This window comes from Enterobacter sp. ODB01, assembly GCF_001623605.1.
Lineage (GTDB): Bacteria > Pseudomonadota > Gammaproteobacteria > Enterobacterales > Enterobacteriaceae > Enterobacter > Enterobacter kobei.
The window spans coordinates 3,579,973-3,603,616 of record NZ_CP015227.1; the positions used below are offsets into that span (position 1 = coordinate 3,579,973).

Annotated in this window: 28 protein-coding genes and 1 pseudogene; 6 read left to right on the top strand and 23 right to left on the bottom strand. The window is 49.5% G+C overall.

From position 1 onward, the window contains the following. Positions 1-171: 171 nt before the first annotated feature. The 13 genes from A4308_RS22835 to A4308_RS17055 all read right to left on the bottom strand — a co-directional run bounded on the left by A4308_RS22835 (position 172) and on the right by A4308_RS17055 (position 8,647). A complete protein-coding gene (locus A4308_RS22835) occupies positions 172-1,185 on the bottom strand; it encodes an AAA family ATPase (RefSeq protein ID WP_231867145.1) in 1,014 nt (337 codons plus the stop codon). A 110-nt stretch (positions 1,186-1,295) separates the two neighbouring features. Then, the gene (locus A4308_RS22840; RefSeq protein WP_231867146.1) at positions 1,296-2,762 is read right to left on the bottom strand and encodes an AAA family ATPase; all 1,467 of its coding nucleotides are present in this window, start codon (positions 2,760-2,762) and stop codon (positions 1,296-1,298) included. Positions 2,763-2,972: 210 nt separating this feature from the next. Beyond that, entirely contained in the window at positions 2,973-3,419 is a 447-nt protein-coding gene (locus A4308_RS17005) for a phage virion morphogenesis protein (protein WP_063308675.1), read from the bottom strand. Next, the gene (locus A4308_RS17010; RefSeq protein ID WP_063308676.1) at positions 3,412-3,879 is read right to left on the bottom strand and encodes a phage tail protein; all 468 of its coding nucleotides are present in this window, start codon (positions 3,877-3,879) and stop codon (positions 3,412-3,414) included. The genes A4308_RS17005 and A4308_RS17010 overlap by 8 nt, the downstream gene beginning before the upstream one ends. Beyond that, positions 3,842-4,087 (bottom strand): Rz1-like lysis system protein LysC, encoded by a 246-nt coding sequence (gene lysC, locus A4308_RS22845; protein ID WP_072163335.1) that lies wholly within the window; start codon positions 4,085-4,087, stop codon positions 3,842-3,844. Before lysC ends, A4308_RS17010 begins: the two co-directional genes overlap by 38 nt. Further along, positions 3,975-4,400 carry an Rz-like lysis system protein LysB gene (lysB, locus tag A4308_RS17020; RefSeq protein WP_063145448.1) on the bottom strand — a complete coding sequence of 142 codons (426 nt, stop codon included), beginning with the start codon at positions 4,398-4,400 and terminating at the stop codon, positions 3,975-3,977. The genes lysC and lysB overlap by 113 nt, the downstream gene beginning before the upstream one ends. Beyond that, the gene (locus A4308_RS17025; RefSeq protein WP_063308677.1) at positions 4,397-4,906 is read right to left on the bottom strand and encodes a lysozyme; all 510 of its coding nucleotides are present in this window, start codon (positions 4,904-4,906) and stop codon (positions 4,397-4,399) included. The genes lysB and A4308_RS17025 overlap by 4 nt, the downstream gene beginning before the upstream one ends. Continuing rightward, complete coding sequence (locus A4308_RS17030) at positions 4,890-5,111, bottom strand: hypothetical protein (RefSeq protein WP_063308678.1); 222 nt, start codon at positions 5,109-5,111, stop codon at positions 4,890-4,892. The genes A4308_RS17025 and A4308_RS17030 overlap by 17 nt, the downstream gene beginning before the upstream one ends. Beyond that, on the bottom strand, positions 5,102-5,305 hold the full coding sequence (locus A4308_RS17035) for a tail protein X (protein ID WP_063308679.1): 204 nt from the start codon (positions 5,303-5,305) through the stop codon (positions 5,102-5,104). The genes A4308_RS17030 and A4308_RS17035 overlap by 10 nt, the downstream gene beginning before the upstream one ends. Then, entirely contained in the window at positions 5,305-5,811 is a 507-nt protein-coding gene (locus A4308_RS17040; protein WP_047361211.1) for a head completion/stabilization protein, read from the bottom strand. Before A4308_RS17040 ends, A4308_RS17035 begins: the two co-directional genes overlap by 1 nt. 99 nt (positions 5,812-5,910) lie before the next feature. Continuing rightward, positions 5,911-6,666 (bottom strand): phage terminase small subunit, encoded by a 756-nt coding sequence (locus A4308_RS17045; RefSeq protein ID WP_063308680.1) that lies wholly within the window; start codon positions 6,664-6,666, stop codon positions 5,911-5,913. Between the two features lie 3 nt (positions 6,667-6,669). Continuing rightward, positions 6,670-7,737, bottom strand: a complete 1,068-nt coding sequence (locus A4308_RS17050; protein ID WP_063308681.1) for a phage major capsid protein, P2 family — start codon at positions 7,735-7,737, stop codon at positions 6,670-6,672. A 55-nt stretch (positions 7,738-7,792) separates the two neighbouring features. Beyond that, entirely contained in the window at positions 7,793-8,647 is an 855-nt protein-coding gene (locus A4308_RS17055; RefSeq protein WP_063308682.1) for a GPO family capsid scaffolding protein, read from the bottom strand. A 166-nt stretch (positions 8,648-8,813) separates the two neighbouring features. Here A4308_RS17055 and A4308_RS17060 point away from each other — a divergent pair, with 166 nt between their 5' ends. Continuing rightward, positions 8,814-10,583, top strand: a complete 1,770-nt coding sequence (locus tag A4308_RS17060) for a terminase ATPase subunit family protein (protein ID WP_063308683.1) — start codon at positions 8,814-8,816, stop codon at positions 10,581-10,583. 1 nt (position 10,584) lies between these two features. Continuing rightward, positions 10,585-11,610 (top strand): phage portal protein, encoded by a 1,026-nt coding sequence (locus A4308_RS17065; protein ID WP_063308684.1) that lies wholly within the window; start codon positions 10,585-10,587, stop codon positions 11,608-11,610. Between the two features lie 314 nt (positions 11,611-11,924). On the opposite strand, the gene A4308_RS17070 is transcribed toward A4308_RS17065, so the two are convergent. The 8 genes and pseudogenes from A4308_RS17070 to A4308_RS17105 form a co-directional block, all read right to left on the bottom strand. Further along, positions 11,925-12,986 carry a serine/threonine-protein kinase gene (locus A4308_RS17070; protein ID WP_048987999.1) on the bottom strand — a complete coding sequence of 354 codons (1,062 nt, stop codon included), beginning with the start codon at positions 12,984-12,986 and terminating at the stop codon, positions 11,925-11,927. After that, the gene (locus A4308_RS17075) at positions 12,983-14,047 is read right to left on the bottom strand and encodes a serine/threonine-protein kinase (protein WP_063308685.1); all 1,065 of its coding nucleotides are present in this window, start codon (positions 14,045-14,047) and stop codon (positions 12,983-12,985) included. Before A4308_RS17075 ends, A4308_RS17070 begins: the two co-directional genes overlap by 4 nt. Continuing rightward, positions 14,037-14,993 carry a PP2C family protein-serine/threonine phosphatase gene (locus tag A4308_RS17080; protein ID WP_063308686.1) on the bottom strand — a complete coding sequence of 319 codons (957 nt, stop codon included), beginning with the start codon at positions 14,991-14,993 and terminating at the stop codon, positions 14,037-14,039. The genes A4308_RS17075 and A4308_RS17080 overlap by 11 nt, the downstream gene beginning before the upstream one ends. Positions 14,994-15,521: 528 nt before the next feature. Next, positions 15,522-17,591, bottom strand: coding sequence for a replication endonuclease (locus A4308_RS17085; RefSeq protein WP_231867147.1), 2,070 nt, complete (start codon positions 17,589-17,591; stop codon positions 15,522-15,524). A 1-nt stretch (position 17,592) separates the two neighbouring features. After that, positions 17,593-17,856, bottom strand: a complete 264-nt coding sequence (locus A4308_RS17090) for a DUF5405 family protein (RefSeq protein ID WP_014884151.1) — start codon at positions 17,854-17,856, stop codon at positions 17,593-17,595. A gap of 22 nt (positions 17,857-17,878) precedes the next feature. Then, complete coding sequence (locus tag A4308_RS17095; RefSeq protein ID WP_063308687.1) at positions 17,879-18,097, bottom strand: DUF2732 family protein; 219 nt, start codon at positions 18,095-18,097, stop codon at positions 17,879-17,881. Between the two features lie 66 nt (positions 18,098-18,163). Then, positions 18,164-18,663: pseudogene (locus A4308_RS17100) on the bottom strand (replication protein B). A gap of 166 nt (positions 18,664-18,829) precedes the next feature. Then, entirely contained in the window at positions 18,830-19,105 is a 276-nt protein-coding gene (locus tag A4308_RS17105; RefSeq protein WP_032658818.1) for a regulatory phage cox family protein, read from the bottom strand. A gap of 135 nt (positions 19,106-19,240) precedes the next feature. Here A4308_RS17105 and A4308_RS17110 point away from each other — a divergent pair, with 135 nt between their 5' ends. Together A4308_RS17110 and A4308_RS17115 are read left to right on the top strand one after the other, a co-directional pair. Further along, entirely contained in the window at positions 19,241-19,537 is a 297-nt protein-coding gene (locus A4308_RS17110) for a helix-turn-helix domain-containing protein (protein WP_032658822.1), read from the top strand. A gap of 96 nt (positions 19,538-19,633) precedes the next feature. Further along, positions 19,634-20,644, top strand: a complete 1,011-nt coding sequence (locus tag A4308_RS17115; RefSeq protein ID WP_047361185.1) for a phage integrase — start codon at positions 19,634-19,636, stop codon at positions 20,642-20,644. A gap of 110 nt (positions 20,645-20,754) precedes the next feature. Here A4308_RS17115 and leuE read toward each other — a convergent pair whose 3' ends face one another. Next, on the bottom strand, positions 20,755-21,390 hold the full coding sequence (gene leuE, locus A4308_RS17120; RefSeq protein ID WP_045135475.1) for a leucine efflux protein LeuE: 636 nt from the start codon (positions 21,388-21,390) through the stop codon (positions 20,755-20,757). A gap of 106 nt (positions 21,391-21,496) precedes the next feature. After that, positions 21,497-21,670, bottom strand: coding sequence for a YciY family protein (locus A4308_RS22565; protein ID WP_017384232.1), 174 nt, complete (start codon positions 21,668-21,670; stop codon positions 21,497-21,499). A 143-nt stretch (positions 21,671-21,813) separates the two neighbouring features. On the opposite strand from A4308_RS22565, the gene cls reads away from it, so the two are divergent. Beyond that, the gene (cls, locus tag A4308_RS17125; RefSeq protein WP_008502791.1) at positions 21,814-23,274 is read left to right on the top strand and encodes a cardiolipin synthase; all 1,461 of its coding nucleotides are present in this window, start codon (positions 21,814-21,816) and stop codon (positions 23,272-23,274) included. 33 nt (positions 23,275-23,307) lie between these two features. Further along, entirely contained in the window at positions 23,308-23,637 is a 330-nt protein-coding gene (locus tag A4308_RS17130) for an HI1450 family dsDNA-mimic protein (RefSeq protein WP_003856748.1), read from the top strand. Positions 23,638-23,644: the final 7 nt, after the last annotated feature.

The following is a 23,644-nucleotide window of genomic DNA, read 5'->3' on the forward strand; positions in this document are numbered from 1 at the left end:
AAACGGAGTTTGTTAATCAGTGATACAACATACAATGAGTATTATAAGGCCTTTATTAAATTTGAATACAACTAAACTCTAGAGAGATTAAGCAGTTGCAGTCTTTAAAGCATCTCATTTGTTAATTAATAACTAAAAGCCTCCCGTTTATGATGAGGCTTTATACTTTAGCTAATTTCTCTTCCTAGGTTTTTCTTCAAGTTCATTTAAGAATTCAAAGAAAGAACTAAGATCAGCTTCAACCTCTTCTACACTAGGATATGGATCCCCAATCGCAGCAGCACTATCATGCCCTCTAAAATAAGTACTGCATTTGGACATAGCAAAATCAACCCTATCTATATCAGACTGACATATATCAATTAATCTTGCTAGTCGTTGCGTAGAGACACCACGTTCAAAACGAGTAACCACTTTATTAAGTAATTTTTCCTCGACCAATCTTTCCCACGCCTCACGTAAATAGCTATAAAACTGACAGCAAGCATCACGCAGTTCGGTTGTTGTTGTTTCATCCTTTTTTTCGAGCCGTTTTATATCTTGCAATTTTACTTTTAAAAAACCATATCTTGCCCGAGTAGTCATAGCTTCCCAAGGAGCTGAGTTTTTAACTATTCCGGCAAATTTACGCGAACGCTCTAGTGCTATAGTTGAGTGTTCAGTTTCCGTCCCTTCAGCCACCTCTAATAATAACTTGTAGAAAACTATGTTGTGCGTTAATATCACGACCTGCCTTCTTTGCGATTCTAAGACTAATCGCTTAGCCACTCGACTACTCCATTCATGACTTAATGAGTTAACTGGATCGTCAAATATAATCGCTGATTTTCTAGAATCAGCTTTCATTTCTGCTAAGAAACTGGCAATAGCAATACATCGTTGTTCTCCCTCACTAGCAACTGAAAGTGCGCCAATGACGTTATTATTCCGATCTGCCAAAGACAATTTAAACTGTTGAACACCTGAGCGATTACGAGATTCAACCTTGACTCTAAAACGATCAAATCCGAAACTCTTTAGTTCATCATTGAATGCTGATACAAGGGGCTCAACTACACCGGATCTATAAATACTCGATGACAGAGTAGAAATTGTGGCAGTATTACACTGAGACAGAATTGAATTAAGTTTTTCAACCTCTTTATGACGTCTCAAATTCGCCACAATAATTTCGCGACAATCCAATATATACTTCCTGTCTTCGAGACTAACTAACTCCAGCTCCTTAGTCTGAATGAAGTTATTCAGTTCTTCATCCGACTCAATAACCAATAGCTTTGCATTAATATCTTCAATTATATTTTTATTTTTGTAATACTAGTTATCATTAATGGAAGATGAGGTAAAACCGATTTTCCCACTAAAATATCTCTTCTTCCTTCAAGTTTTAAAGTCATACTAATGACTTCGTCACCTAACTCTTGAAACTCATTATTTAAAAGAGAAATCGCTGCACTATAGGGAGTAAGATCGAAGGAAAGAGCCAGAATCTTATTTAAAGCATCATCATATTCGCCTTTAGCCAATATCGCTTCCTGCTCCGATTGATCATTTAAATATTTGTATAACCCCTCCATCTTACTTTCGCTCTCATTATTAATTTCCTGAAAACATACAGGGCAGAACTCCCCTGCAACCATCGGGAAATGTTTTTTTTCATCATGTTGAATAAAATGCTGCGTTGCCAGCCATATCTTTTGCCAACTTACACCCGCAATATTATCAAAAGGTAAGTTCTGAAGTGTTGTTTTACGTAACTCCTCACATACAGTCGCAGTTTTTTCTTTTCCTGCCTTTAATTTTTCAAGTGATTCGATAGCTTTATCATCTAGTAACTTCACAAGTTTATCGCAAAATATTACAAGAGGGTCTAGCGTTGCTTTCCTTTGCTGCAAATTTTTTCTTAATGTCTGCGGGGTTTGCGATTTGAAATGGTAGACCTCCTTTTTCAAAGGCTCTATTTTTTCTAATTCTTCAAGCGTGATACAATGCTCGTTTATTTCATCCTCAAGTGTATCCGCAGATAGATTACTAAAAAACATAGCTGCAGCACTAGATGATTTCAAGCCATCCAGTTTGATAAAGCCATTGTTTCCCATTGTATCTTCTTCTATGTGGGCTCTGACACTATTTACTGCCCTAACTAACTCGGCCAATAAATTCAAACCTACTGGTTTAAACCCAAGCGCATCTTCCTTATTGATATAGTGATTAGCTGAAGAACTATCAAACACTCTTATTGACTTCAGGGCTTCAATACTGGAAGTATTATTATCCCATAAAAAAACCTCATCTAATCCGTTTACTGTTACACTAATCTCTGCTTGTGGCGGAATTTGTTCCTTTGAAAAAACATCCCCTAATATTTGAGGGCAATCCCCTCTAGTTAAGCATGTGTTTTTTAATATACTTGAATAACTTGATTTGCCTGCGCCATTATCACCATAAACAATAAACAACCCTTGCTCAGGGAAATTTATAGTTTGGTTTTCAGCTAGCAACCCAACACCTTTAACATTACATAGAGTTTTGAGTGAAACTTCATTTTGCTCTGAAGTAAATCCAGTAAAATCCAAAGTTTCTACGGCTCTTTCGTAGACTTCATTTCCTTCAAGAAGACCATGCTCGGTTTTTGCTATTTTTAGAATAATACTCAAGCATTCTTGATCTAATGACCCATGAGTCAACGATAACCTTAAAGCGTGTCTCCACCAAACAGGTTTTCTTTGAGCCCATTCAGCAATACTCTCGATAGGTGTCATACAAATTCCTTTAGTATTCTATTTTTTAACCTAAAGCTATGGTAGTACGACGACTATAAAGCAATAAAGCTAATTAATTAATGATTTCCATCCAAAAAAAAACAATTTTTTGTTCACGAACAAACGAGTTTTGTATGATGTACAGCAACTTTTTGACAGCACATTATCAATAGCAAACTTATAATAACCAACAAAAATAAAAGCGGGGCTTCATAATATAAAATCAACGATTAACTTTTCAACCATCACTCTGTCTAGATGTTCAATACCTAACAACATACGCACTGGGTATTGCACAGCATCTACATGACAATTAGGCTGGTCCTTAAGCCCGTAATGATGAATGCGCGCGATGCGCTGTACCTTATCGGTAAATTCCACCACTGCGTTATTTTCACGGCCAGTGGCTTTCATGTACCGGCTTGTGCGTAGCTTCTGGAACATCGCCCGTTTAATCCGCCCGGTCTTAGCCCTAAGCGGCTGACGCTTTCGCGCCTGATACGGCGAGCCGTCCGGGGCTTTTTGCTGTTTGATGCGTTGCTGCTGCGACTTGCGCAGCTCCTTTGCTATCTCTCCGGCCAGCTTCCGGCGTGCAGCCGGTGACAGGGCAGCTATCAGACCATTGAGTCGGTCGTCAAAGGGCTTAAATTCACTCATCCCATTTGCTCACCAGTTCGCCGTTGATATAAAGCTCTTTTGGCCGGGTGACGGGCTCCGGCAGCGGCGGCTCAGGGGCATAGCTTACGTGCAGCGCGCCGTTTTCCTCTTTGATAAGGGTTCGCTCGGTGAGCTGCAGGCTGATGCTGATATCGACGCTGTCCCCGTCGTTCAAATCCATCTGGAAACGGTAGCCCTTTTTGCGGCCGTCATCGAGCGTGCAGATATCCGGCTGGTTTTCCCTGAGCCATGCAGCCACCGGCACGAAAATCATGTCAGGGTCGCCCACAAAATCACACACGATCACATTCAGGGTATAAATTTTCTCGTGCGACAGCGAGGCCGCGAGCCGCGCATCGATATTCCCCTCATCGGCAAAGATGCGCATCATTTCGGGGTTTGTTTCAAGCTGCGGAACGGCTTTAATCAGCGCTTCGCGCAGGCTGCGTGCTTTCTTCATCGAGTTTATCCTGACAGTCTTTGACGGTTTCAACCTGCAGCGCGCAGGCGGCGAGCGCGTGCTCAAGCCTGCGAATATCGGCGCTCAGGTCGCCATTAGTGGCCGGGTCGCTTCCCGGCATCGGGCAATAGCTCACCTTCGGGCAGGCGCTGTAAACAATGACCGGCGGAGGCGCAGGCGGCGCGGGTGTGCAGCCGACGCACAACATCAGGCAGCTCAGCGCTGTACCAGCGGCGTAGGGTTTCATTCTCATTTATCAGCCTCGTAATGGTTTGTTCACGCCGCACGGCCATTGCACCTGCGGCCAGCAGTTCGCCGCGTAGACTGACCTGCGCAGTTTCATTTCGCCGGGCAATTCCCTGCGACACGGAAAGCTGATTTTTCAGCATTCCGATCGCGGTTTTTTGTTCAGTGGCGACCCTGTTCGCCCGTTCAAACGAGCGCGTCAGGTTGCCGTTTTCATGACGCTGCCAGAGCACAACCGCAATAAGCGCGGCCAGTAAAAACAACATCACTTTCATTGAATCCCCCTCAGGCAGTAAGCTCGCTCGCGCGCGCGGCGGTTTTCCAGCCCCTTGTTAATTTCGCCGTTCACGTAAACCCAGCGGGTGAGCTGGTCGCACGCCTGCGGCCATTGCTGGCGTTTGATAAACGAGACCAGCGTCGACCGGCAGGCCGCGCCGGTTCCCACGTTGAATGAGAAACTGACCAGCGCGTCGTAAACCTGCGGCGGCATTTTCACCGGCGCGCACACGGCCAGACGTTTCTCGACGTTCAGCACATCCGCGACGAGGTTCGCCGCCGCCTGCCGTTCGGTGATTTCCCCCTTCGGCACGACGCCTGCAGTGTGGCCGATGCCTGACGTCCACACTCCCGCGCTGCACTGGTAAGGGGTCAGGCGACAACCTTCGAGGTCGGCAATCAGCGCCAGCCCCCCGGGCGAGGTGTTAAGCAGACGAAAGTCAGGCACCAGCGCTGCCAGCGCCAGCACGGCGGCCACACTGCACTTTTTAACGATTGATTTCACGAATAGCCCCTTTATCGAGTCCGAGAGACGTCAGATAGAGATAGGTTTTGCGCTTAAACCAGTAGTTCGTCAGCGCGGTAAAAATGGCGCATCCGCCGCCCACGTAAAGCGCCATTCTTTCGGGTGACATTGCTCCGAGATACGCCAGCGCAACCGCCAGCCAGTAGGCGATAAACGTGGTGATTTTTTCCATACTCAGTCCCATAGATACACCGTTTCGGTTCTGGCCGCGCTTTCGGTCTCGGGCAGCTCTATTCCCGTGCCGTGTGGCAGGATCACACCGAGCTCAGACAGGCCGGGATTAGCCTCTAAGACGGTTTCGACCACGCCCTCAGTGCGCCCGTAGTACCGGGCGCAAATCGCGTCGAGGGTGTCGCCCTGCAGCGCATACGCTTTCATCAGATTTGCCCCACAATGCAGCGCGCTTTGTCCTGGATGCGCGCCACAGACCAGCGCATATCCCGCCACATTTCATCGATAGTGCTGTCGATGCTGTCGGCTTTTTTGTCGCCTTTGGCGGTCGCATCCACGCCGCGAAAACGCTCATAAAGCGTGGCCGTCGTCATCGAGCACACGGCGTTGAAGTAGTGGAAAACGCGCACACTTTCGCCGTCGAGTTTGTCGGTCGGGACATCCGCCAGCGTGGCGTAACCGGCATCGAGCTGAACTTCGCGCCAGTCGCTCAGCTCCGCGTTAGTCTCCGCAATGGCGGTCTTAATCGCCCGGCGCAGGCGCACGGGGGAAACGGTCTGCTCCAGTCGCATTTCTTCCCGCACGCGCTTCGGATCAACGTCAGGAAAAAACGGGGTGTTTTTGATTACCGGCTCGCTCACGCCCGGTGGCGGTATCACCACGCCCGGCACATCCTGCGGCTCTTTTTTTGGCTCAATAATCAGCGTCGTCATGACAACCTCGGGTAATAGGTGGGCGGTGGACGCCGTTCGCAGTCAGGGTAAGGAATACCCGCATTGATCGGCGTGCCGCCCGGCTCGGGGAGCGCTCGGTTAACCTGCGGCTTTTGCCGCCTTTGGTGGACGCCCGCGCCATGCCGCCGGTTTAGCGGCAGGTTTGCGCGTGCGCGGTTGAGTCGTTTTGGTTTTCGGGGCGGGTTCAGGTTTTGGCCTGAGCTGGCGCGCTAACTGCTCGATATCTTTTTTCACCCCGATAGTGCTTTCTAGCTGGATCGCACGCTGCAGGTGTGCCAGCGCCTCGGGCAGTTGCTTCGCATCACGCAGCACGTAGCCGGTGATTTTGTGCAGCTTCGCACGCACGATATCGGGCATATCCGCGCGCTCCGTCAGCGCGATGGTGTCGAGCAGGTTCGCCAGTTCGACCGGCTGTTTTGCAGCGAGCAGGCGCTGCGCGGCGAGCGTGACCTCTTCGGCCAGCAGGCACGGCGTCGGACGGCGACCGACCGGCATGGTGAGGCTGTAGGTCATGGCGTAACGGGCTATCTCCAGCGCCCCGGCGATATCGTCAGCATCAAGACGCCACAGCATGACCGTCATGACGATGTCATCCTGCGCCCCTTTACCACTGTCGAGGACGCCAGCCACCCACGGCAGATAGAACGGCAGCAGCTCGCGCTTTTTCGCGGCTTTACGCTCTTTTGAACTGATTTGTTTTAGCGTGCGGTTGTCTGCGGCCAGCTTAACGAGCATCTGCTCATAGGCAGTTGCATTACGCAGCGAGACTGCAGCCCGCTGCGCAGTTTCAGAGGCCGAGACCCGCATCATGTGACGCGCTGCGGGACTCGTCATGGCTTACTCCCCGCCTTCCGGTGCAGCAGGTGCGGTGAAGTCACCGAGCGTGATGTTTTCAATCAGGCACCCGGCGGCGTAAGCCTCGACCACGTAGTCGATATTCATTGACTCGTAGTTTTCGACGCGGTCTTTTTTCGGCTCTTCGATGATGGCGCGGCGGTGTGCGTCATCCATGAAGTAAATCGACAGGTTGTCGAGGCGCGTCACCATCAGGGCATTAGCCGGGAAGTACGGCACGCGCACGGCTGGCAGGTTGCCGATTCGCTTCTGGCTGATGATGATGTCAGCGGCCAGCGACTCGGTGTTTGCCTGCTCTTTGTTAACGATAGGGAAATATTTATCCGCCATCAGCTTACGCCCGGTGATGACAACCAGCTCCGGGTCATCCTGATAAATCTCGTCAATCAGATTGCCGGTGGCATCCATGACCAGCGCGTCGAGGTTCGCATAGTCGCCGTTTTTACCCACGCGGATCACTTCAGAAATTACCGCCCCTTCCTCGTCGGTAATTTTTGACATCACGCGCGCTGGCGCTTCATTGCGGTACTTCTGCAGCCAGCCGGTCGCCACGTCCTGCAGCATAGGGTTTTTCGCACGGTCAGACGTTGCCGCGCGCTCGATGCCGTTGAAACCGGCCATGATGAAATCGAGCGACTGACGCTTGATAATCGCGTCGCGGATACGGGTCTGGAAGTCCTGGAATCGCGCCCACAGGTCGAGCTGTTTGTAGCGGATATGGAAGTCAAAGTTAATCTGCGCGCACTCGTATTTGTTAGACTCCAGCGCGGTGAAATCAGCGGTTTTACGCTCGTCGTCACCGGTGGTGTCGGCAGTGCTGGCAATCGTACCGTTAACGCCAACCCCGACTTTTTCGCCTTTCAGCTCGTCGACCGGCACGATGTTGATTTTGGTCAGAAACGCGGATGACATCTGCAGGGTGGTCATCAGGGTTTGCGTGACCGACGGCTCGACGGTGAATTTCTTCGCCACATCATCGGTGGAAACGCCGTTCAGCTCCGCAACGCGGGACAGGTAGGCATTGAATTTGAAGCGGGTATCTTTACGCATGGTTATTCCTGTTCGGGTAATAGGTATCTGGCCGGGCTGCACGCCCGGCGGGTTATCAGCAGTTGGTCAGCAGCTCGTCGCCGGTACCGCCTTTTGAACGCTCGCGGCGCGGCTGGCGCTGGCTTTCGGTGCAGTCGAGGGAGCTTTTCAGTGAGGTAAACGCCTGCGCGTTTTCATCGACTTTGCTGGTCACGTCCTGCTTAAGCTGCGCAAAAGCGGTCTCCAGCTCGGTGATGCGCTGGTCGGTGGCGGTGAGGTTGGTTTGCACCAGCTCGGTGACGGTGGTGACAGCCTCATGCACATCGGCGAGACGTGCATCATCGCTGGCCTGTTTGCGGCTGAAGATGGCCTTAACCTTGTCGGTCAGGCTGTTGAGCATGGTGTCGGGAACGTCCTCAAATTCCAGTTCAGCCAGAGAGGCGACAGAAAAAACGTCGTCTGGCTGGTCTTTTTTTCCGGCGAGCGGGTTCTGCGTGGCGCGGCTGCAGAATTCGAGGTATTCCGTGCCGAGGCTTGCCGGGTCATCGGTGACGGCAAGGCCAACGAGGTAACATTTGCCGCTGTTGGCAAAGTTCGGGCGGATCTCCATCGAGGTGTAAACCTTCTGACCGGCTTTCACCATGCTGACCAGCTCATCGAGCGGCTGAATTTTGCCAAACAGCGCTTTTTTGCCATCGAGCGCAGAGCCATCACTGATAATCTCCGCCTTAAGCTCGGTCACATCGCCATAACGTTTAAACTGGCTGTCAGGCATCAACCCCCGGATATGTTCGAGGTTAATGCGGCAGCCGTAGACGCGCGGGTCGAACATGTCGGCCATATCCTGAATATCATCGCCGCTGATGACGCGGCCGTCGCAGGTGTCACCCTCGACGCCGATGCGAAACCATTTAGAAACTTTCTTTGCCATTGTTCAGGTGTCCTGATGTTGGGTTTTCGGGTCGGGGTTAGTTTCCCGACTCTGACCCGTATCAGCCACCGCTTACGATCTGATTAGATCTGACACAACAGGCACTTAGCGCGATTACCCCCCTATTTCCTTAGCCTTGCCACGTCACACCAAAAACGAGGCAAGCATGACCTTTTCAACTGATCTTTCTCTGTTAAATGACCCGCGACGACAGGCGCGGCTGTTGTACTGGCAGGGGTTCGCCGTACCGCAAATCTGCGACATGCTGCAGCTCAAGCGCCCGACCGTGCAGAGCTGGAAACAGCGGGATGGATGGGAAGAAACCGCGCCGATTAACCGCGTGGAATCGACATTAGAGGCGCGGCTTATCCAGCTCTACGCTAAGCCAGACCTGACCGCCCATGACTTCAAAGTCGCGGATTTTTTGTCGCGCCAGATGGAGCGGCTCGCGCGCATTAACCGCTACGGCCAGACCGGAAACGAGGTGGATTTAAACCCCAATATCGCCAGCCGTAATAAAGGGGATCGCAAAAAGCCGAAACGCAATTTCTTCAGTGATGAAGCGATTGAAAAGCTGGAAGAGATTTTCTTCGGCCAGTCGTTTGACTATCAGCTCCGCTGGCATAAAGCGGGATTAGAGCACCGCATCCGCCACATCCTGAAATCCCGCCAGATTGGCGCGACGTTCTACTTTGCGCGTGAGTCACTCCTGCGCGCGCTTAAGACAGGGCAAAACCAGATATTTTTGTCGGCCAGTAAAACGCAGGCTTACGTGTTCCGTAAGTACATCATCGCCTTTGCCCGTCTGGTTGATGTCGATCTGTCAGGCGACCCGATCGTCATTGGCAACAATGGCGCTGAGCTGATTTTCCTCGGGACCAATTCCAACACCGCGCAGAGCCACAACGGCGACCTGTATGTCGATGAAATTTTCTGGATCCCCAATTTCCAGAAGCTGCGCAAAGTCGCGTCGGGCATGGCCTCGCAGTCGCACCTGCGCACCACCTATTTTTCGACGCCGTCCACGCTGGCGCACGGTGCTTACCCGTTCTGGTCAGGCGAGCTGTTTAACCGTGGTCGCAGTAACCGCGACGAACGTGTCGACATCGATATCAGTCATCAGGCGCTTGCCGCTGGCATGCTGTGCGGTGACGGCCAGTGGCGGCAGATTGTCACCATTGAGGACGCGCTCGCCGGAGGGTGCACCCTGTTTAACCTCGACCAGCTTAAGCAGGAAAACAGCGCGGATGACTTCCGTAACCTGTTTATGTGCGAGTTCGTCGACGATAAAGCGTCGGTATTCCCGTTCGAGGAGCTGCAGCGCTGCATGGTCGATGCGATGGAAGAATGGGAGGACTACGAACCCTTTGCCGACCGTCCGTTTAACTGGCGCCCTGTCTGGATTGGTTATGACCCGTCACACACCGGCGACAGCGCAGGCTGTGCGGTGCTGGCTCCGCCGCTGGTTGCCGGTGGCAAGTTCCGCATTCTTGAGCGTCACCAGTGGAAAGGCATGGATTTTGCCGCGCAGGCCGAGGCCATCCGGGCGCTGACCGAAAAATACACCGTCGACTATATCGGCATCGATGCGACCGGCATCGGCCAGGGTGTTTACCAGCTCGTGCGCTCATTCTTCCCGGCGGCACGCGCCATCCGTTACACGCCGGAAATGAAAACGGCGATGGTGCTGAAAGCAAAAGACACCATTCGACGCGGGTGTCTGGAATATGACGCCGGTGCGACCGACATCACTCAGTCATTCATGGCTATCCGCAAAACCATGACCAGCAGTGGCCGCAGCGCCACCTATGAAGCCAGCCGCAGTGAGGAAGCCAGCCACGCAGATATCGCGTGGGCGACAATGCACGCCCTGTTAAACGAGCCGCTTTCCGCCGGTAGCGGTATGCAATCAAGCTCAATTCTGGACATTAACTAAGATGAAAAAACGCCAAAATAAACAGCCAAAACAGACCAACATGACTGCCAGCGCACCGCAAAAAATGGAGGCATTCACCTTTGGCGAGCCGTCACCCGTTCTGGATCGCCGCGACATTCTCGACTATGTCGAGTGCATCAATAACGGCAAATGGTACGAGCCGCCGGTCAACTTCTCCGGGCTGGCGAAAAGCCTGCGCGCCGCCGTGCACCACAGCTCCCCGATTTACGTGAAGCGCAACATTCTGACGAGTACCTACATCCCGCATCCGTTGCTTTCACGTCAGGATTTCAGCCGCCTTGTGCTCGATTATCTGGTCTTTGCTAACGGCTATCTTGAGAAGCGCATGAGCGTCACCGGCCAGCTATTTAAGCTGGAAACCTCCCCGGCCAAATATACCCGCCGTGGCGTGGAGGATGGCGTTTACTGGTACGTGTCGGACTTCACTCACCCGCACCAGTTCGCGCCCGGCTCGGTGTGCCATTTGCTGGAGCCCGATATCAATCAGGAGCTCTACGGGATGCCTGAATACCTGAGCGCGCTCAATTCAGCCTGGCTGAATGAATCCGCCACGCTGTTTCGTCGCAAGTATTACCAGAACGGCGCGCACGCGGGTTACATCATGTACGTCACCGACGCGGCGCAGAGCAGCACTGACGTTGAGTCGCTGCGTTCCGCGATGCGGGATTCGAAAGGGCTCGGGAATTTCAAAAACCTGTTTTTCTATGCCCCGAACGGAAAACCGGACGGCATCAAGATCGTGCCGCTGAGTGAAGTCGCCACGAAGGATGATTTTTTTAACATCAAGAAGGTGAGCGCCGCCGACCTGCTCGACGCGCATCGCGTGCCGTTCCAGCTCATGGGCGGCAAGCCTGAAAATCTCGGCTCGATGGGCGATATCGAGAAGGTGGCGCGGGTGTTTGTGCGTAATGAGCTGACGCCGCTGCAGGAGCGTTTCAAAGAGATTAATGATTGGTTAGGAATGGAGGTGATCCGCTTTAAGGATTACGGCATCGAGACCGACTAAACTCCGCCCAAAATGCCGCCTCAGGGCGGCATCTCCTCAGAGCGAGCCAGACGCCGCACACGTGACGCAACTGCGCCAACACCTCATAAGCCGACCGCACCCAACAGCGCGCCACCACGACGCGCGCAGACGCGTAAAATAAATCCTGTCACCACGCCCGGCGCGCAGTGCTATCCCCGCCTCGCCTGCCCGCTTAAAAGGTCGGTTTGAATGCAGTTGCATGCACCGTTTAAAGCCCTGACGCATCGAGCGATTGTTCAAAAAAGAACAATCGCTTAATGCATGCATTTTGATGCAGCCGAATGCATGGCTTACTACTTAGCTTTAATGACGGGATGAGCCCTATCATGACCCCCGCCTAAAAACTTAGAAAAGATAACTTTGTCTTGGCTTACTGGTTTTTTTCCATAAACACTGTCGTAATGGAAAAAAACCTGAGGTTGATTCGAAACATGAATAAATCCATAAGCTAAACGAGTGTCTCCGATCACTCCGACCTCTCGTTCACAAACTGGATAACATAATAAGCCACACATCGACACCAGTTGATCAGCAGTAGGACGGTCATCAGGATTTGAAACCAAACATGCCTCAATTATTTTGATTATTTCGTTTGCCAAAGGCGCAAACTGTCCATTTGATGTTATAAAATTCGGATAAGGGACATGTTTACCAGAAAGAATCCCCGGTATTGCCATATAACCAATGCCAAATGGATATTCTCCTGTAAGAATTCTAAACATCATTGCACCTAAAGCCCAAACATCTGAAGGCTTCGATACCTGACCAAGACTCCTAATAATTTCAGGAGCCATATAAGGTAAAGCCCCCATGGCTGTTTGAGATGTAGTGATAGATCCTTGGCCGTTTTTTGCCGCCTCATCTATTTCATCACCAGCCATTTTTGATATACCAAAATCTGTTATTTTTACGCCAGTTGCACTGAGACCACCAGTAACCATTATATTAGAAGGTTTTAAATCTCTATGGATGACATTTACATGATGGGACGCTGACAATGCCTTTGCAAGGTTATGGAATATTTTTGCCGTCAAATAAGGGTCAACACTAGTATAATGGCTAAGTAACGCTTGATCGAGATCTACTCCATCGATGTATTCTTCAGTTAAGAACTCTCGTTCTCCACTAGTAAAATAATCTAATGTTTTAGCAACGTTAGGATGATTCACTTTCGATGCTAAAACGGCACTTCTATGAAATCTCTTTTCTGCAGATTTATTTTTTGGAGTTTTAAGTGCAACGTTTCGCCCAAGGATATTATCTTCCGCCAAATAAACCTTCTGCATGCCACCCTCACCAATTTCCTTGATGATTGTATAGCGCTCAATACGAACTCCTGCCGCGAGCTCAATCATAACACCACCTCCGGATGAGAAAGGTCGAAAGTAATAAAAATACGTTTAGTGGTTGTCTTACCTGCAGGACCGAGAATTATTACACAAGAATTAGGGAGTATGTTAAACTGTTTCGCCCTAATATTATTAACATGCACATCACCAGATAGCTTTGAGATAAAAAAAACAGAGCCTGAATATGTTATTTCTATGCTCCCTATTCCTGGGTTATCGTAAAATTCTGTTCTGTGTGTTTCCGAAAGTACTACTGGTTTTTTATAATCTGTTATAAGTAACGCTCGATGTGAATTATTAAGTAGAATATTTTTTAGAGCATCACGAACAACCTTCATAGAAGGTCGGTTACTTGGATCAACATCCAAACATGCATATAGTATTTTTTTAATATTATCAGGAAGTTGTATTTGAGAGCTGTCAAAGGGATTAGCCTTTAATTGTTTAGGATAAAAACCTAATTCAGCCGGTGCTTCCGTTTTTGCCAGACACATCGCAGTAACAGCAAAAGCATAGGTATCTACGGCTTTCGTGAAACGTACATGCTGCATATATAGTTCTGGAGCGGCGAAAATAGGTGTACCCTTGAAGCCCACGGTATGAGCATTATCTATATTCCTAGACAACCCAAAATCATATATCTTTACAACGCCCTCATGGTCTACTTTCATATTACCAGGCTTAATATCTCGATGAATTATGTCGCAATCATGAATCTCTGCGATACCAGAAGATATTTGCCATAAAATTTTAATGAGGGAACTGTCATCATTTATGCTATCATTGATTTCATGTAATGAAGGACCATTAATAAATTCTTCTACTATCGAAATAGTACCGTCGTCATATTCTATAGCATCGAAAACTTCTACAACATGCTTTGATCTAAGTCGCATTAATGCAGAGAGTTCGTCTCTCATACGCGCAGAATCATGTGCATCGTTTATAGATTTAATCGCCACATATCTATCTAAATGAGTATCTAAACACTTAACGACACTACCGAATCCGCCGGACTCGTGATCATCGGTAGGAACATATCTTTTAGGTAGAGTTCTATTTTCCATTTTTATCTCCCTTAACCGAATTCTTTTCCGAGAAAGGCATATCTAACTGTGAAATATTCTCTAATTCTTCATTTTTATTAAGCTCTTTTTTCTCTATATTCTTTGCATTAGCATTTCTGCTTCTTGCCTTTCTTTTTACCCCTGCTTTTTTTTCAATACCAGTATTAATTTTATCACTACCTACCGGTTCACTTTTATCAACATTATCTTGCTTATCATTACCTTGTGAACCAGCCTGGGGCAAATTAACAAGCTTTAATTCGCCAAAAGGATCCCATACATTTATTACATATTCTGAACTAACATCAAGTTCTTTTAAAATACCATCTACATCTACAACTGCCACAGTCGCATTATCAAAACCACCAAACCAGCTAGCAAGATCAATTATTCTTTTGGCGTATACACCTGTATTTGAAGAGTGCACAAAAAGTTTATTTAAATTAGCATCTCCGATGGTATGCGCTCCATCAGAGCTTAAAAGCACGGTTCCTCCCTGAGGAGCAGTTATGTCATAAAAATGAATTTGTAAGACACTATCAATCCCAATAAATTGAACTAGTTCACCACCGAATTTCGAGTCTATCTCTGACGACTCAATATCAATATTATTGTATTTTTTTGCTAGTGCAACAAGTGTATCGTCCTCACTCAATTGCACTATACCATCATTTGTTAGACCATATATTCTACTATCACCAACATTAGCTGTAGTTATATATCCAGAGCCATCTAAGACAATAGCGGTTAGCGTAGCCCCTCCATTACCTTTGTATAACTTAAGCACTGCTTCATTTGATTTCAATATAGCTTTTTCAAGGCATTCTCTTACACCAAGATGACAGCCCCTAATTATCTCCGTGAAAAAAGTAGAAAGAGTCAACGAAGCAGCATTAGCCCCTCCTTCCATCCCGCCCATACCATCAGCTAAGGCAACTACAACCATATCCTTTGTCTTGTTCGCTGGCCGGAACTTTAAGACAGAAACTCTATCCTGATTTTCTTTTCTAACCAAACCAATATCTGTTGCTATAGCAACTGGCAACGTTGAAACTCGACGGACTGAAGAAGATATATTCTTTCTATGTAGCCATCCGTGTATTTGTTCATGAAGGATCTCGTAAGAATCGCAGCTCACACTACCTCCCACTAACATAATGATGTCCAAAGAAACAGATTACAAAACCTCGGCACGAATTCCTAGTATTTTAAAGGAGATAGATGATTTTTTCATGTTTAAACTGGTCGTGTTTTGTACCATCAATGAACGTATGACATCATTAGCTACGTGAGAAGTTAAGAAAATTTAAATCTGTGCGTGTCGTTCATAAGCATTCATCCTCGGGCTAGCGAGTCTAGCTCTTGTCTACTTGAGGTAATGTCCTTCAGATTTAGCAAGACTATCATGCTTGTGCTTTTCAAAAGGTCAGAACTTGTTATTCATCCAAGATGGTTTACCTGCTATTTTTTATGATTATCCACTTTTTTGTAGACGTTTTGGGCGTAGCGCATCTTGTTTCAAGGCTGCTTTAAGAACCATTACGACTTCGGGGTCATCCCATCGGATAGCTCCAATATCAACTAGATCTAGCACCGCTGCGGCATGCTCAGACGGTGATGGAGCCATAACCGTAACCTCACCGCCGGTGAGCTTTCCACAGTTATTGACAGGACTCCGAGGCGCGGCAGAGCCGCTTTTTAAGGTCAAAGGCTCAACGGCCAAAACCTTTGGAACGATTCGCCATTCGGCTGTACGGGTCACATGGACACGGTCAGCCCCGAGATGAGGGGCATAAATCCCGACCACCCTCTCGATATCTTCCTCGTATTCGTTGACCTCATCCGTCACCTTACGGGCGACCCTGACGGCCTGAGCATCACGCGGCATGTTTGCCCCACCCTGCGCGATGATGTACCGCTCAAAGTCCCCTTCATCTGCAGCAGCTCGCGCGGCTTCAACCCTGTCGTCAAACTCGCTGGCAATACTCACCCCGCGCGGCAGCTTGCGCAGTTCGCGGTAAGCGCCCATCGTCGGGAGACCAATCGGTTTAAACTGCGGGATGCGCCATGTAGACGCCCATGCGGTGACGGCTGCGGCCGTATCTTTCAGAGGCTTGCCAGTGTCGTGATCGAGCTGGCCGTCGAGCGCGTAACCGTCGATATTTTTTGCAATGTATTTAGCGATATAACCCGCCGCTCCGCCCTGATTAAGATGGCGTGACTCAAAGCGCTGTTTTGACGCGCCCTTTTCGTGTCCGTCCTCTTTGAGGGCATAACGACGCATAATTTCGTTAATGGCTTTACGCTGACCGGGTTTGCAAAAAAGCATCATGTGCCAGTGTGGCGTGCCGTCGTGATGTGGCTCAACAACACGCATCCCGTACACTTCCAAATCGTTATCCTTGAAAGCGGTACGCATAAGGCTCCAGATTCGGCACAGGTAGCGCTGGCCGTCTTTTGGCGTGAATGCGCTTTCGTTCCAGCCGTGATTAAGCTGTACCTTTTTGTTTTCGCCTTTACCGACCTGTCGGGTCGGATGATATTTCGAGGGTGTGGTCAGGGTGATAAACATCCCCACATCACCGGCGCTGGCCGCGTAGCGCTCAATCCCGGCGATAGTGTTCATCAGTTCCATACGACGTATTTCAGGATTTGAGATACTCCCCATGACCTTGCTGATGAGGTCGATACGTTCGCCGGTGACTTTGTTTTCCAGCTCGCAGGATTTGAGGTATTCGAGATTAGCCACGCGGCGCGCGTGAACATCGCGGATCGCTATTTTGCTGGCGTAGGGAGAGCGGTCTTTATTGACTTCACCGGCAGCGATGAGCAGCGCCTCGCGCCAGCGCATCCGCTGAGCCTTGAGCTGGTTAACCCACCACTCATCCTTAATCACTCGGGAAATAGCGGAAAATGCCATGCGGATCGTCATCTGACCCTTACGGTATTTTTTCCAGTACATCGGGGTGATGTTAAATGCGCGAGCAATACCGGCCACTTGCCCGTATAGGTGCGACTGAGCTTCATCGGTGAAAAGTGTCTCTTTCCCGCCGTGAGCCTCCGCCCATGCGTCGCTTAACTCCTCGTATTTGCTCCAGAGCTGAGAGGCAATTCTGGCCGCAAACTTCCTGAGCTCTTTGTCATTCATATCTGGTAAGCGCGCATACTGGTCGCGCTCGGACAGAAACCCAATCGAGGCGGATGCATTCATCCCGCACAGCTCATTAACACGCTCAAGACGCGGCAGCAGCTTGCGCTCAAACGTGTTTTTAAGGAAATACAGCCCACCTAAAGGGCTCTTTTTACGGCGGATGAAGTTATAACGCGATGTAAACAGCGTTTGCAGGAAAAACGGCAGACGGTCAATCCGGTTTAAAACACCTTGCACCTGACGGAGTTCGGCACGTGTAAGGGGTCTGTCGCGGCCAATGGCCTCTTTGGTGACGTTATTCCAGGGATAAGCACCAACGAATGAATCACTGGCGCCCTTCAAAAATGGTGGTGGTGGCGAGGGGGCAACACGCCCCCGAGGTTCGTTGGACATATTATTTAAAAGCGTCCAGACATTGCTTCCCCATGCGTTCAATCCGAGCTTCCAAAGCTGAAAAGCCGGTAAGATCGCTGGTCAAAAGATCATGCAAAACCAAGCCTGAGATAAGCTTAGGGATAGTTGGGTAGTAACCCACAACGTCCAACCATTCCTTACCTTCATTCTTCCCGGATGTTGCGGTCTTTTTTTCCTGCAAAATGAATTGATAGCGGTCACTGGTGATGACGTACTGGTTATTAATCTCGATGTGTATGCTCATTTTTGCTTCCTGTTAACAGTGGTTAACCAGCTCTACCGAAAATTGAGTTGTGTAACTTTTCCGACTCCTGGCCTAATAACTCGATAATCTCGGTACGATTGAGCTCAGACTTGCTGATATGCGCGATAAGCCCGTCAAATCGAGAAGAGAAACGTGTCGCGAGGTCGCGCTGTGCTTCGTTTACTGCCTGCCCCAGGAGAGCTGAAAACATGCTATCTGGTACTGTGTTTTGTGTTTGCATTTGCCTATCTCCAGACAAAAGGAGTCCCCACGCTGTAAGGCGCGTATTAAAACGAATCCAGATTAATTAATGTAAATACTGCTCAGGTTTTACCGAGGTTAAAATTGTTGGTGCGTACTCAAAAGGCTAAACAGTTCTCGCAAAGCGCGGAAAAGTTTGTCACGCCAATAACAGTCCTCTTCATTTAAACGCCAGTGCGGCATCATAAATTCCTGTTCTGTCAGTCCCGCATGAAGAAACAATGAGCGCCTTTGGCTAACGGTCAGGCGACTGATGAAAGTTGCTTTTGACGAGCCAATTTGGCGGTGACGGGCAAATGCATTTCTCAATTCATCAAGCGCACAAACAAGACGCTCACGGTCTGCTTCGGTCATTTCCTCTAAGCGCATGACCGAGTGACGCTGTTTTAATTGAGCGTGGAAACAAACCGTAAGACGCTCCCGCTCCATCATCTGATTGTAAAAATCACAGGTATCCTGCCAGCGAGGCTGAGCCAAATACTTGCAGACCAGACCGCGAAGCGCTGTTGGTTGTTTCTGGATCACGTCCAGTGTCATTACCGTCATAACCACAGTCCTCTCTTTTTGACCAGCCGACGAAGCTTCTCGATAACGCCCGGCTTTCGGGTTCGGATGATGATGCCCTTACGTCCACGACCATGAGTGATAGTGAAGTTGATAGAATTAGGGCTTTCTCTTCGAAGCAACTGTGCAATACAGCGAGGTTCACTATTCATACTGGCTCTCCTAATCCGAGCCACATCAGCCAACCATCACGAATTTCCTTCGGGCGGCTGTCATATGCCATCTTCATACCCTTGTTCCATGCAGGCAGATAAACCCAATATTCCCCTGCGCGCCCACTCGTTGACTGCGGATCAGTCATCTCGACAACAGGAAGCTTGCCCTTTTCAATCATGCCTTTAACGGCTGCAGGTGTTTTACCAATAAGGCGCGCGAATTCCTGATATGGAACGGCGTCGCTCACACTATCAATGACCCTATTCATTTGTGAGTATTCCTCGTTAGTGTTTTAATTGCTCCTAATGGCTATTAATTGCCATATTGGAGCCATTGGTTTGCGATAACGAATTTAAGATTACTCCGTTATCGTTTTTCTATCAATAGTGGAGTGTTAATTACGATGATACCCGTAAATGAAAAGCTAGCGATCATGCGTGAGTCAGAACGTATGAATAGGAAAGAATTCAGTGACTTAACAGGCGTTCCATACAGCTCTCTTTCGAGTTACGAGAAGGGTGTAAAAGATATGGGCATACAGGCGGTGATGAAGATTTTGAATCATCCTCAGTTCAAAAAATACACTATGTGGTTCATGACAGAGACGATATCACCTGAAGCTGGGCAGATTGCACCGGCTCTCGCGCACTTTGGGCAGCAGACAACAACGTCATCCCACTCAGACCAGAAAACTGGCTAACTATTTATGGCGCTTATTTGTGCAGTAAATGCACAGTTAGTTTTTGCTATTTAAATCAGGAAATTGAAGTACGCAGTAACATCATCGGGAGGCTTTATGTCTGTTAAAAAGCTCGATGATGGTCGATATGAAGTGGACATTAGACCGACTGGGCGTAACGGAAAACGCATCCGTCGGAAGTTCGACAAGAAAAGCGAGGCGATGGCTTTTGAAAAGCATACTCAATATAACCATCACTCAAAGGAATGGCTTTCAAAACCAACGGACAAACGCCAATTGTCGGAACTGAAAGAGTTATGGTGGAAGCTGAAAGGTAAACATGAGGAGCACGGTCAATCGTATCTCAGGAAAATTGAGCGTTTCGAAACGATGACCGGAAATCCGTGCGCTTTCCAGATCACCAAGAGCCTGATAACGCAATATTGTGCTCAACGCCGGGGTGAAGGTATTAAGCCAACTACCATCAACCGCGACCTGATCACGCTAGGTGGGATGTTCACAACCCTGATTGAGTCAGAACTGTATAACGGTGAACATCCATTCAGGGGATTCAAAAAACTGAAAGAGCAGACAGCCGAAACGGGCTATCTCACTCTTGAGGAAATTGACGCCTTACTTGCTGCGCTCTCAGGTGATAATCGTAAAATTGCGGTTTTGTGTTTGAGTACCGGGGCAAGATGGGGAGAAGCTGCGCGATTGAAGGCGGAGAATGTGATTCATAACCGGGTGTCTTTCGTTAAGACGAAAACCAACACACCGCGCACGGTCCCGATCTCTGATGACGTTGCGGCTTACGTAGTCGGCAAAGCACGAGGCTTTCTGTTTCCTGAGGCCAGTTATGCTGAATTCAGGCGAATCCTCAAAGCGGTTAAACCAGATTTACCGGCCGGGCAAGCGACACATGCGCTGCGACACACTTTCGCCACGCACTTTATGATTAACGGGGGCAACATCATCACACTGCAGAGGATCTTAGGTCATACGAAAATTGCGCAGACAATGGTCTATGCGCACTTCGCTCCTCAGTACCTGCAGGACGCGATTTCGCTTAATCCGTTGAAGGGTGCTAATGGTGGTCAGAGTGTCCACAATGTGTCCACACCCTAGCCGCTTTTTATGGCTTTTGACTGCTAGTAGTAAAACGTGAAGCCTTGTCTGGCGCGGCTTTCCAGCTACGCCAGACATTAAAAAGGCTCCCTCAGGAGCCTTTCTTCACATCAATGCAGTGACGCTAACCGCGCCGCAAACCCGACAAACAGCAGCCCTATCAGCCCGTTCCCCAGCTTTGCCAGTTTCTTTTTGGTTTTCAGATAACGCGTGACAAACGCACCGGAGAAGATCAGGAAGCTCATGTACATAAAGCTAATCAACTCAAGCGTGGTGGAGAGGATCAGAAAAGAGGTCCCGGTATTTTGTGCATTCACGTCAATAAACTGCACAAAGAACGAAACGTAGAACAAAATCGCTTTTGGATTCGTCAGGCTCAGTACCAGGGCGCGTTTCATGATCATACTGGCAGGTTCAGTTCCGCTCTCATGAGCATGATTCTGACGGTTAATCACCGACCAGAGCATTTTGCCGCCCAGCCAGAGTAAATAGAAAGCACCCAGATAGCGTACGATATTAAACAGTACAGGCGTGGTCTGGATTAAAGCCGCGACACCGGCCCAGGCGAGAAACATCAGAACCGCATCGCCGATAAACACACCTGTGGCGGCAAGATATCCTTTTTTAACGCCGTGACCGATCCCGGTCTTCAACACAAACAGGGTATTCGGGCCCGGCACCAGCACAATAAAAAATGCGCCAACAACATACGTCCAGAAATTCAGTACGCCAAACTCCGCAAACACCTCTCCCTCCTTTTGCTAAACATCACCGGAATATCGCAGCAATAACGATATTCTCTAAATAAGACACTATAAAATCAGCGGGCACCTTGCGGTGCCCTCAGGGTTTTCAGATATCCTGGACGGCGAACAGCAACGCGTTGCGGTGCCTGTTCAATCCACATTTTCTGATGGCGTGGATACGCATATTGCGGCGGGATTGTGCTTCCAGCCAACGAGCCTTACGACGACTCACCTGTCGCAACATGCGCCAGCGCCCTACTTCTGTTCTACTGCGCTTCATGTCTACAACTCTTTCTCAAACAGAGCCGCCATTATAAACCCAACCCGGCAGCAAACCAGCGCTTTTACCTGGCGTTTTTATTTGCCAGATGAATCCTGATGCGTACACTCATAACAATACGCTTTCAAAAGGATTTTTTAACCATGACAACCTTCTACACCGTGGTGAGTTGGCTGGTCATTTTGGGATACTGGCTGTTAATCGCGGGTGTGACATTACGCATCCTGATGAAGCGCAGAGCCGTACCCTCTGCCATGGCCTGGCTTCTGATCATTTACATCCTCCCGCTGGTGGGAATTATTGCCTATCTCTCTTTCGGTGAGCTTCATCTGGGTAAACGCCGGGCCGAGCGGGCGCGTGCCATGTGGCCTTCCACCGCGAAGTGGCTTAACGATCTTAAAGCCTGCAAACATATCTTTGCCGAGGAGAACAGCAGCGTAGCCTCCTCGCTGTTTAAGCTCTGCGAACGGCGTCAGGGGATTGGCGGCGTTAAGGGGAACCAGCTCCAGCTTCTGACCTCCTCCGATGACGTGATGCAGGCGTTGATCCGCGATATCCAGCTTGCTCGCCATAACATTGAGATGGTGTTCTATATCTGGCAGCCCGGCGGCATGGCCGACCAGGTCGCTGAATCCCTGATGGCGGCCGCGCGTCGGGGGATCCACTGCCGTCTGATGCTGGACTCCGCAGGCAGCGTGGCGTTTTTCCGCAGCCCCTGGGCAGGCATGATGCGTAATGCCGGTATCGAAGTGGTTGAGGCGCTGAAGGTAAATCTCCTGCGCGTCTTTCTGCGCCGGATGGACCTACGCCAGCACCGTAAAATGATCATGATTGATAATTATATTGCCTACACCGGCAGTATGAACATGGTTGACCCGCGCTTCTTTAAACAGGACTCCGGCGTCGGGCAATGGGTGGATCTGATGGCACGAATGGAGGGGCCGATTGCCACCTCGATGGGAATCGTGTACTCATGCGACTGGGAGATAGAGACCGGCAAGCGTATTCTGCCCCCACCGCCAGATGGCAACATCATGCCGTTTGAAGAGGCCAGCGGTCATACTATTCATACCATTGCCTCCGGGCCGGGATTCCCGGAGGACTTAATTCATCAGGCGCTGCTGACGGCTACCTACTCAGCGCGTGAATATTTGATCATGACGACGCCCTACTTCGTCCCCAGCGATGACCTGCTGCACGCGATCTGTACCGCAGCGCAGCGCGGTGTCGATGTGAGTATCATTTTGCCCCGCAAAAATGACTCGCTTCTGGTGGGCTGGGCCAGCCGCGCCTTCTTTAGCGAACTGCTGGCCGCCGGGGTGAAAATATACCAGTTTGAAGGCGGGCTGCTGCACACCAAGAGCGTGCTTGTCGACGGCGAATTAAGCCTGGTGGGCACGGTAAACCTCGATATGCGCAGCCTGTGGCTGAACTTTGAAATCACTCTGGTGATTGATGACGCCGGATTTGGCGGTGACCTGGCGGCGGTGCAGGATGATTATATCTCCCGCTCGCGGCTGCTGGATGCCAGGCTGTGGGTAAAACGCCCGCTGTGGCAGAGAATAGCTGAACGACTGTTTTACTTCTTTAGTCCGTTGCTGTAAAACGTGCCCAACGATGTTAAACAGGTAGTCATCATGGAAATGGATCTGAACAATCGCCTGACCGAAGACGAAACGCTCGAGCAGGCCTATGACATTTTTCTCGAACTGGCGGTTGATAACCTCGATCCCGCGGACGTGATCCTCTTTAATCTGCAGTTCGAAGAGCGCGGCGGTGCCGAATTGTTCGACCCAGCAGAAGACTGGGCTGAACATGTGGATTTCGACCTGAATCCTGACTTCTTTGCCGAAGTGGTGATTGGGCTGGCTGATGAAGATGGTGGGGAAATTAACGACATTTTCGCTCGCGTCCTGCTCTGCCGGGAGAAAGACCACAAGCTGTGCCACATTCTCTGGCGCGAATAATAAAAAA

Excerpts from the sequence above, each read along its gene's own strand:
- A4308_RS17045 (WP_063308680.1), bottom strand. The coding sequence starts at position 6,666 with ATGACGAGTCCCGCAGCGCGTCACATGATGCGGGTCTCGGCCTCTGAA.
- cls (WP_008502791.1), top strand. The coding sequence starts at position 21,814 with ATGACAACCTTCTACACCGTGGTGAGTTGGCTGGTCATTTTGGGATAC.
- A4308_RS17070 (WP_048987999.1), bottom strand. The coding sequence starts at position 12,986 with ATGATTGAGCTCGCGGCAGGAGTTCGTATTGAGCGCTATACAATCATC.
- lysC (WP_072163335.1), bottom strand. The coding sequence starts at position 4,087 with ATGTTGTGCGTCGGCTGCACACCCGCGCCGCCTGCGCCTCCGCCGGTC.
- A4308_RS17130 (WP_003856748.1), top strand. The coding sequence starts at position 23,308 with ATGGAAATGGATCTGAACAATCGCCTGACCGAAGACGAAACGCTCGAG.
- A4308_RS17110 (WP_032658822.1), top strand. The coding sequence starts at position 19,241 with ATGATACCCGTAAATGAAAAGCTAGCGATCATGCGTGAGTCAGAACGT.
- A4308_RS22565 (WP_017384232.1), bottom strand. The coding sequence starts at position 21,670 with ATGAAGCGCAGTAGAACAGAAGTAGGGCGCTGGCGCATGTTGCGACAG.
- A4308_RS17010 (WP_063308676.1), bottom strand. The coding sequence starts at position 3,879 with ATGAAGAAAGCACGCAGCCTGCGCGAAGCGCTGATTAAAGCCGTTCCG.
- lysB (WP_063145448.1), bottom strand. The coding sequence starts at position 4,400 with ATGAAAGTGATGTTGTTTTTACTGGCCGCGCTTATTGCGGTTGTGCTC.
- A4308_RS17050 (WP_063308681.1), bottom strand. The coding sequence starts at position 7,737 with ATGCGTAAAGATACCCGCTTCAAATTCAATGCCTACCTGTCCCGCGTT.
- A4308_RS17035 (WP_063308679.1), bottom strand. The coding sequence starts at position 5,305 with ATGAAAGCGTATGCGCTGCAGGGCGACACCCTCGACGCGATTTGCGCC.
- A4308_RS17105 (WP_032658818.1), bottom strand. The coding sequence starts at position 19,105 with ATGAATAGGGTCATTGATAGTGTGAGCGACGCCGTTCCATATCAGGAA.
- A4308_RS17085 (WP_231867147.1), bottom strand. The coding sequence starts at position 17,591 with ATGTCCAACGAACCTCGGGGGCGTGTTGCCCCCTCGCCACCACCACCA.
- A4308_RS17065 (WP_063308684.1), top strand. The coding sequence starts at position 10,585 with ATGAAAAAACGCCAAAATAAACAGCCAAAACAGACCAACATGACTGCC.
- A4308_RS17115 (WP_047361185.1), top strand. The coding sequence starts at position 19,634 with ATGTCTGTTAAAAAGCTCGATGATGGTCGATATGAAGTGGACATTAGA.
- A4308_RS17080 (WP_063308686.1), bottom strand. The coding sequence starts at position 14,993 with ATGGTTGTAGTTGCCTTAGCTGATGGTATGGGCGGGATGGAAGGAGGG.
- A4308_RS17005 (WP_063308675.1), bottom strand. The coding sequence starts at position 3,419 with ATGAGTGAATTTAAGCCCTTTGACGACCGACTCAATGGTCTGATAGCT.
- A4308_RS17075 (WP_063308685.1), bottom strand. The coding sequence starts at position 14,047 with ATGGAAAATAGAACTCTACCTAAAAGATATGTTCCTACCGATGATCAC.
- A4308_RS17040 (WP_047361211.1), bottom strand. The coding sequence starts at position 5,811 with ATGACGACGCTGATTATTGAGCCAAAAAAAGAGCCGCAGGATGTGCCG.
- A4308_RS17030 (WP_063308678.1), bottom strand. The coding sequence starts at position 5,111 with ATGGGACTGAGTATGGAAAAAATCACCACGTTTATCGCCTACTGGCTG.
- A4308_RS17055 (WP_063308682.1), bottom strand. The coding sequence starts at position 8,647 with ATGGCAAAGAAAGTTTCTAAATGGTTTCGCATCGGCGTCGAGGGTGAC.
- A4308_RS22840 (WP_231867146.1), bottom strand. The coding sequence starts at position 2,762 with ATGACACCTATCGAGAGTATTGCTGAATGGGCTCAAAGAAAACCTGTT.
- A4308_RS17095 (WP_063308687.1), bottom strand. The coding sequence starts at position 18,097 with ATGCAAACACAAAACACAGTACCAGATAGCATGTTTTCAGCTCTCCTG.
- A4308_RS17060 (WP_063308683.1), top strand. The coding sequence starts at position 8,814 with ATGACCTTTTCAACTGATCTTTCTCTGTTAAATGACCCGCGACGACAG.
- A4308_RS17090 (WP_014884151.1), bottom strand. The coding sequence starts at position 17,856 with ATGAGCATACACATCGAGATTAATAACCAGTACGTCATCACCAGTGAC.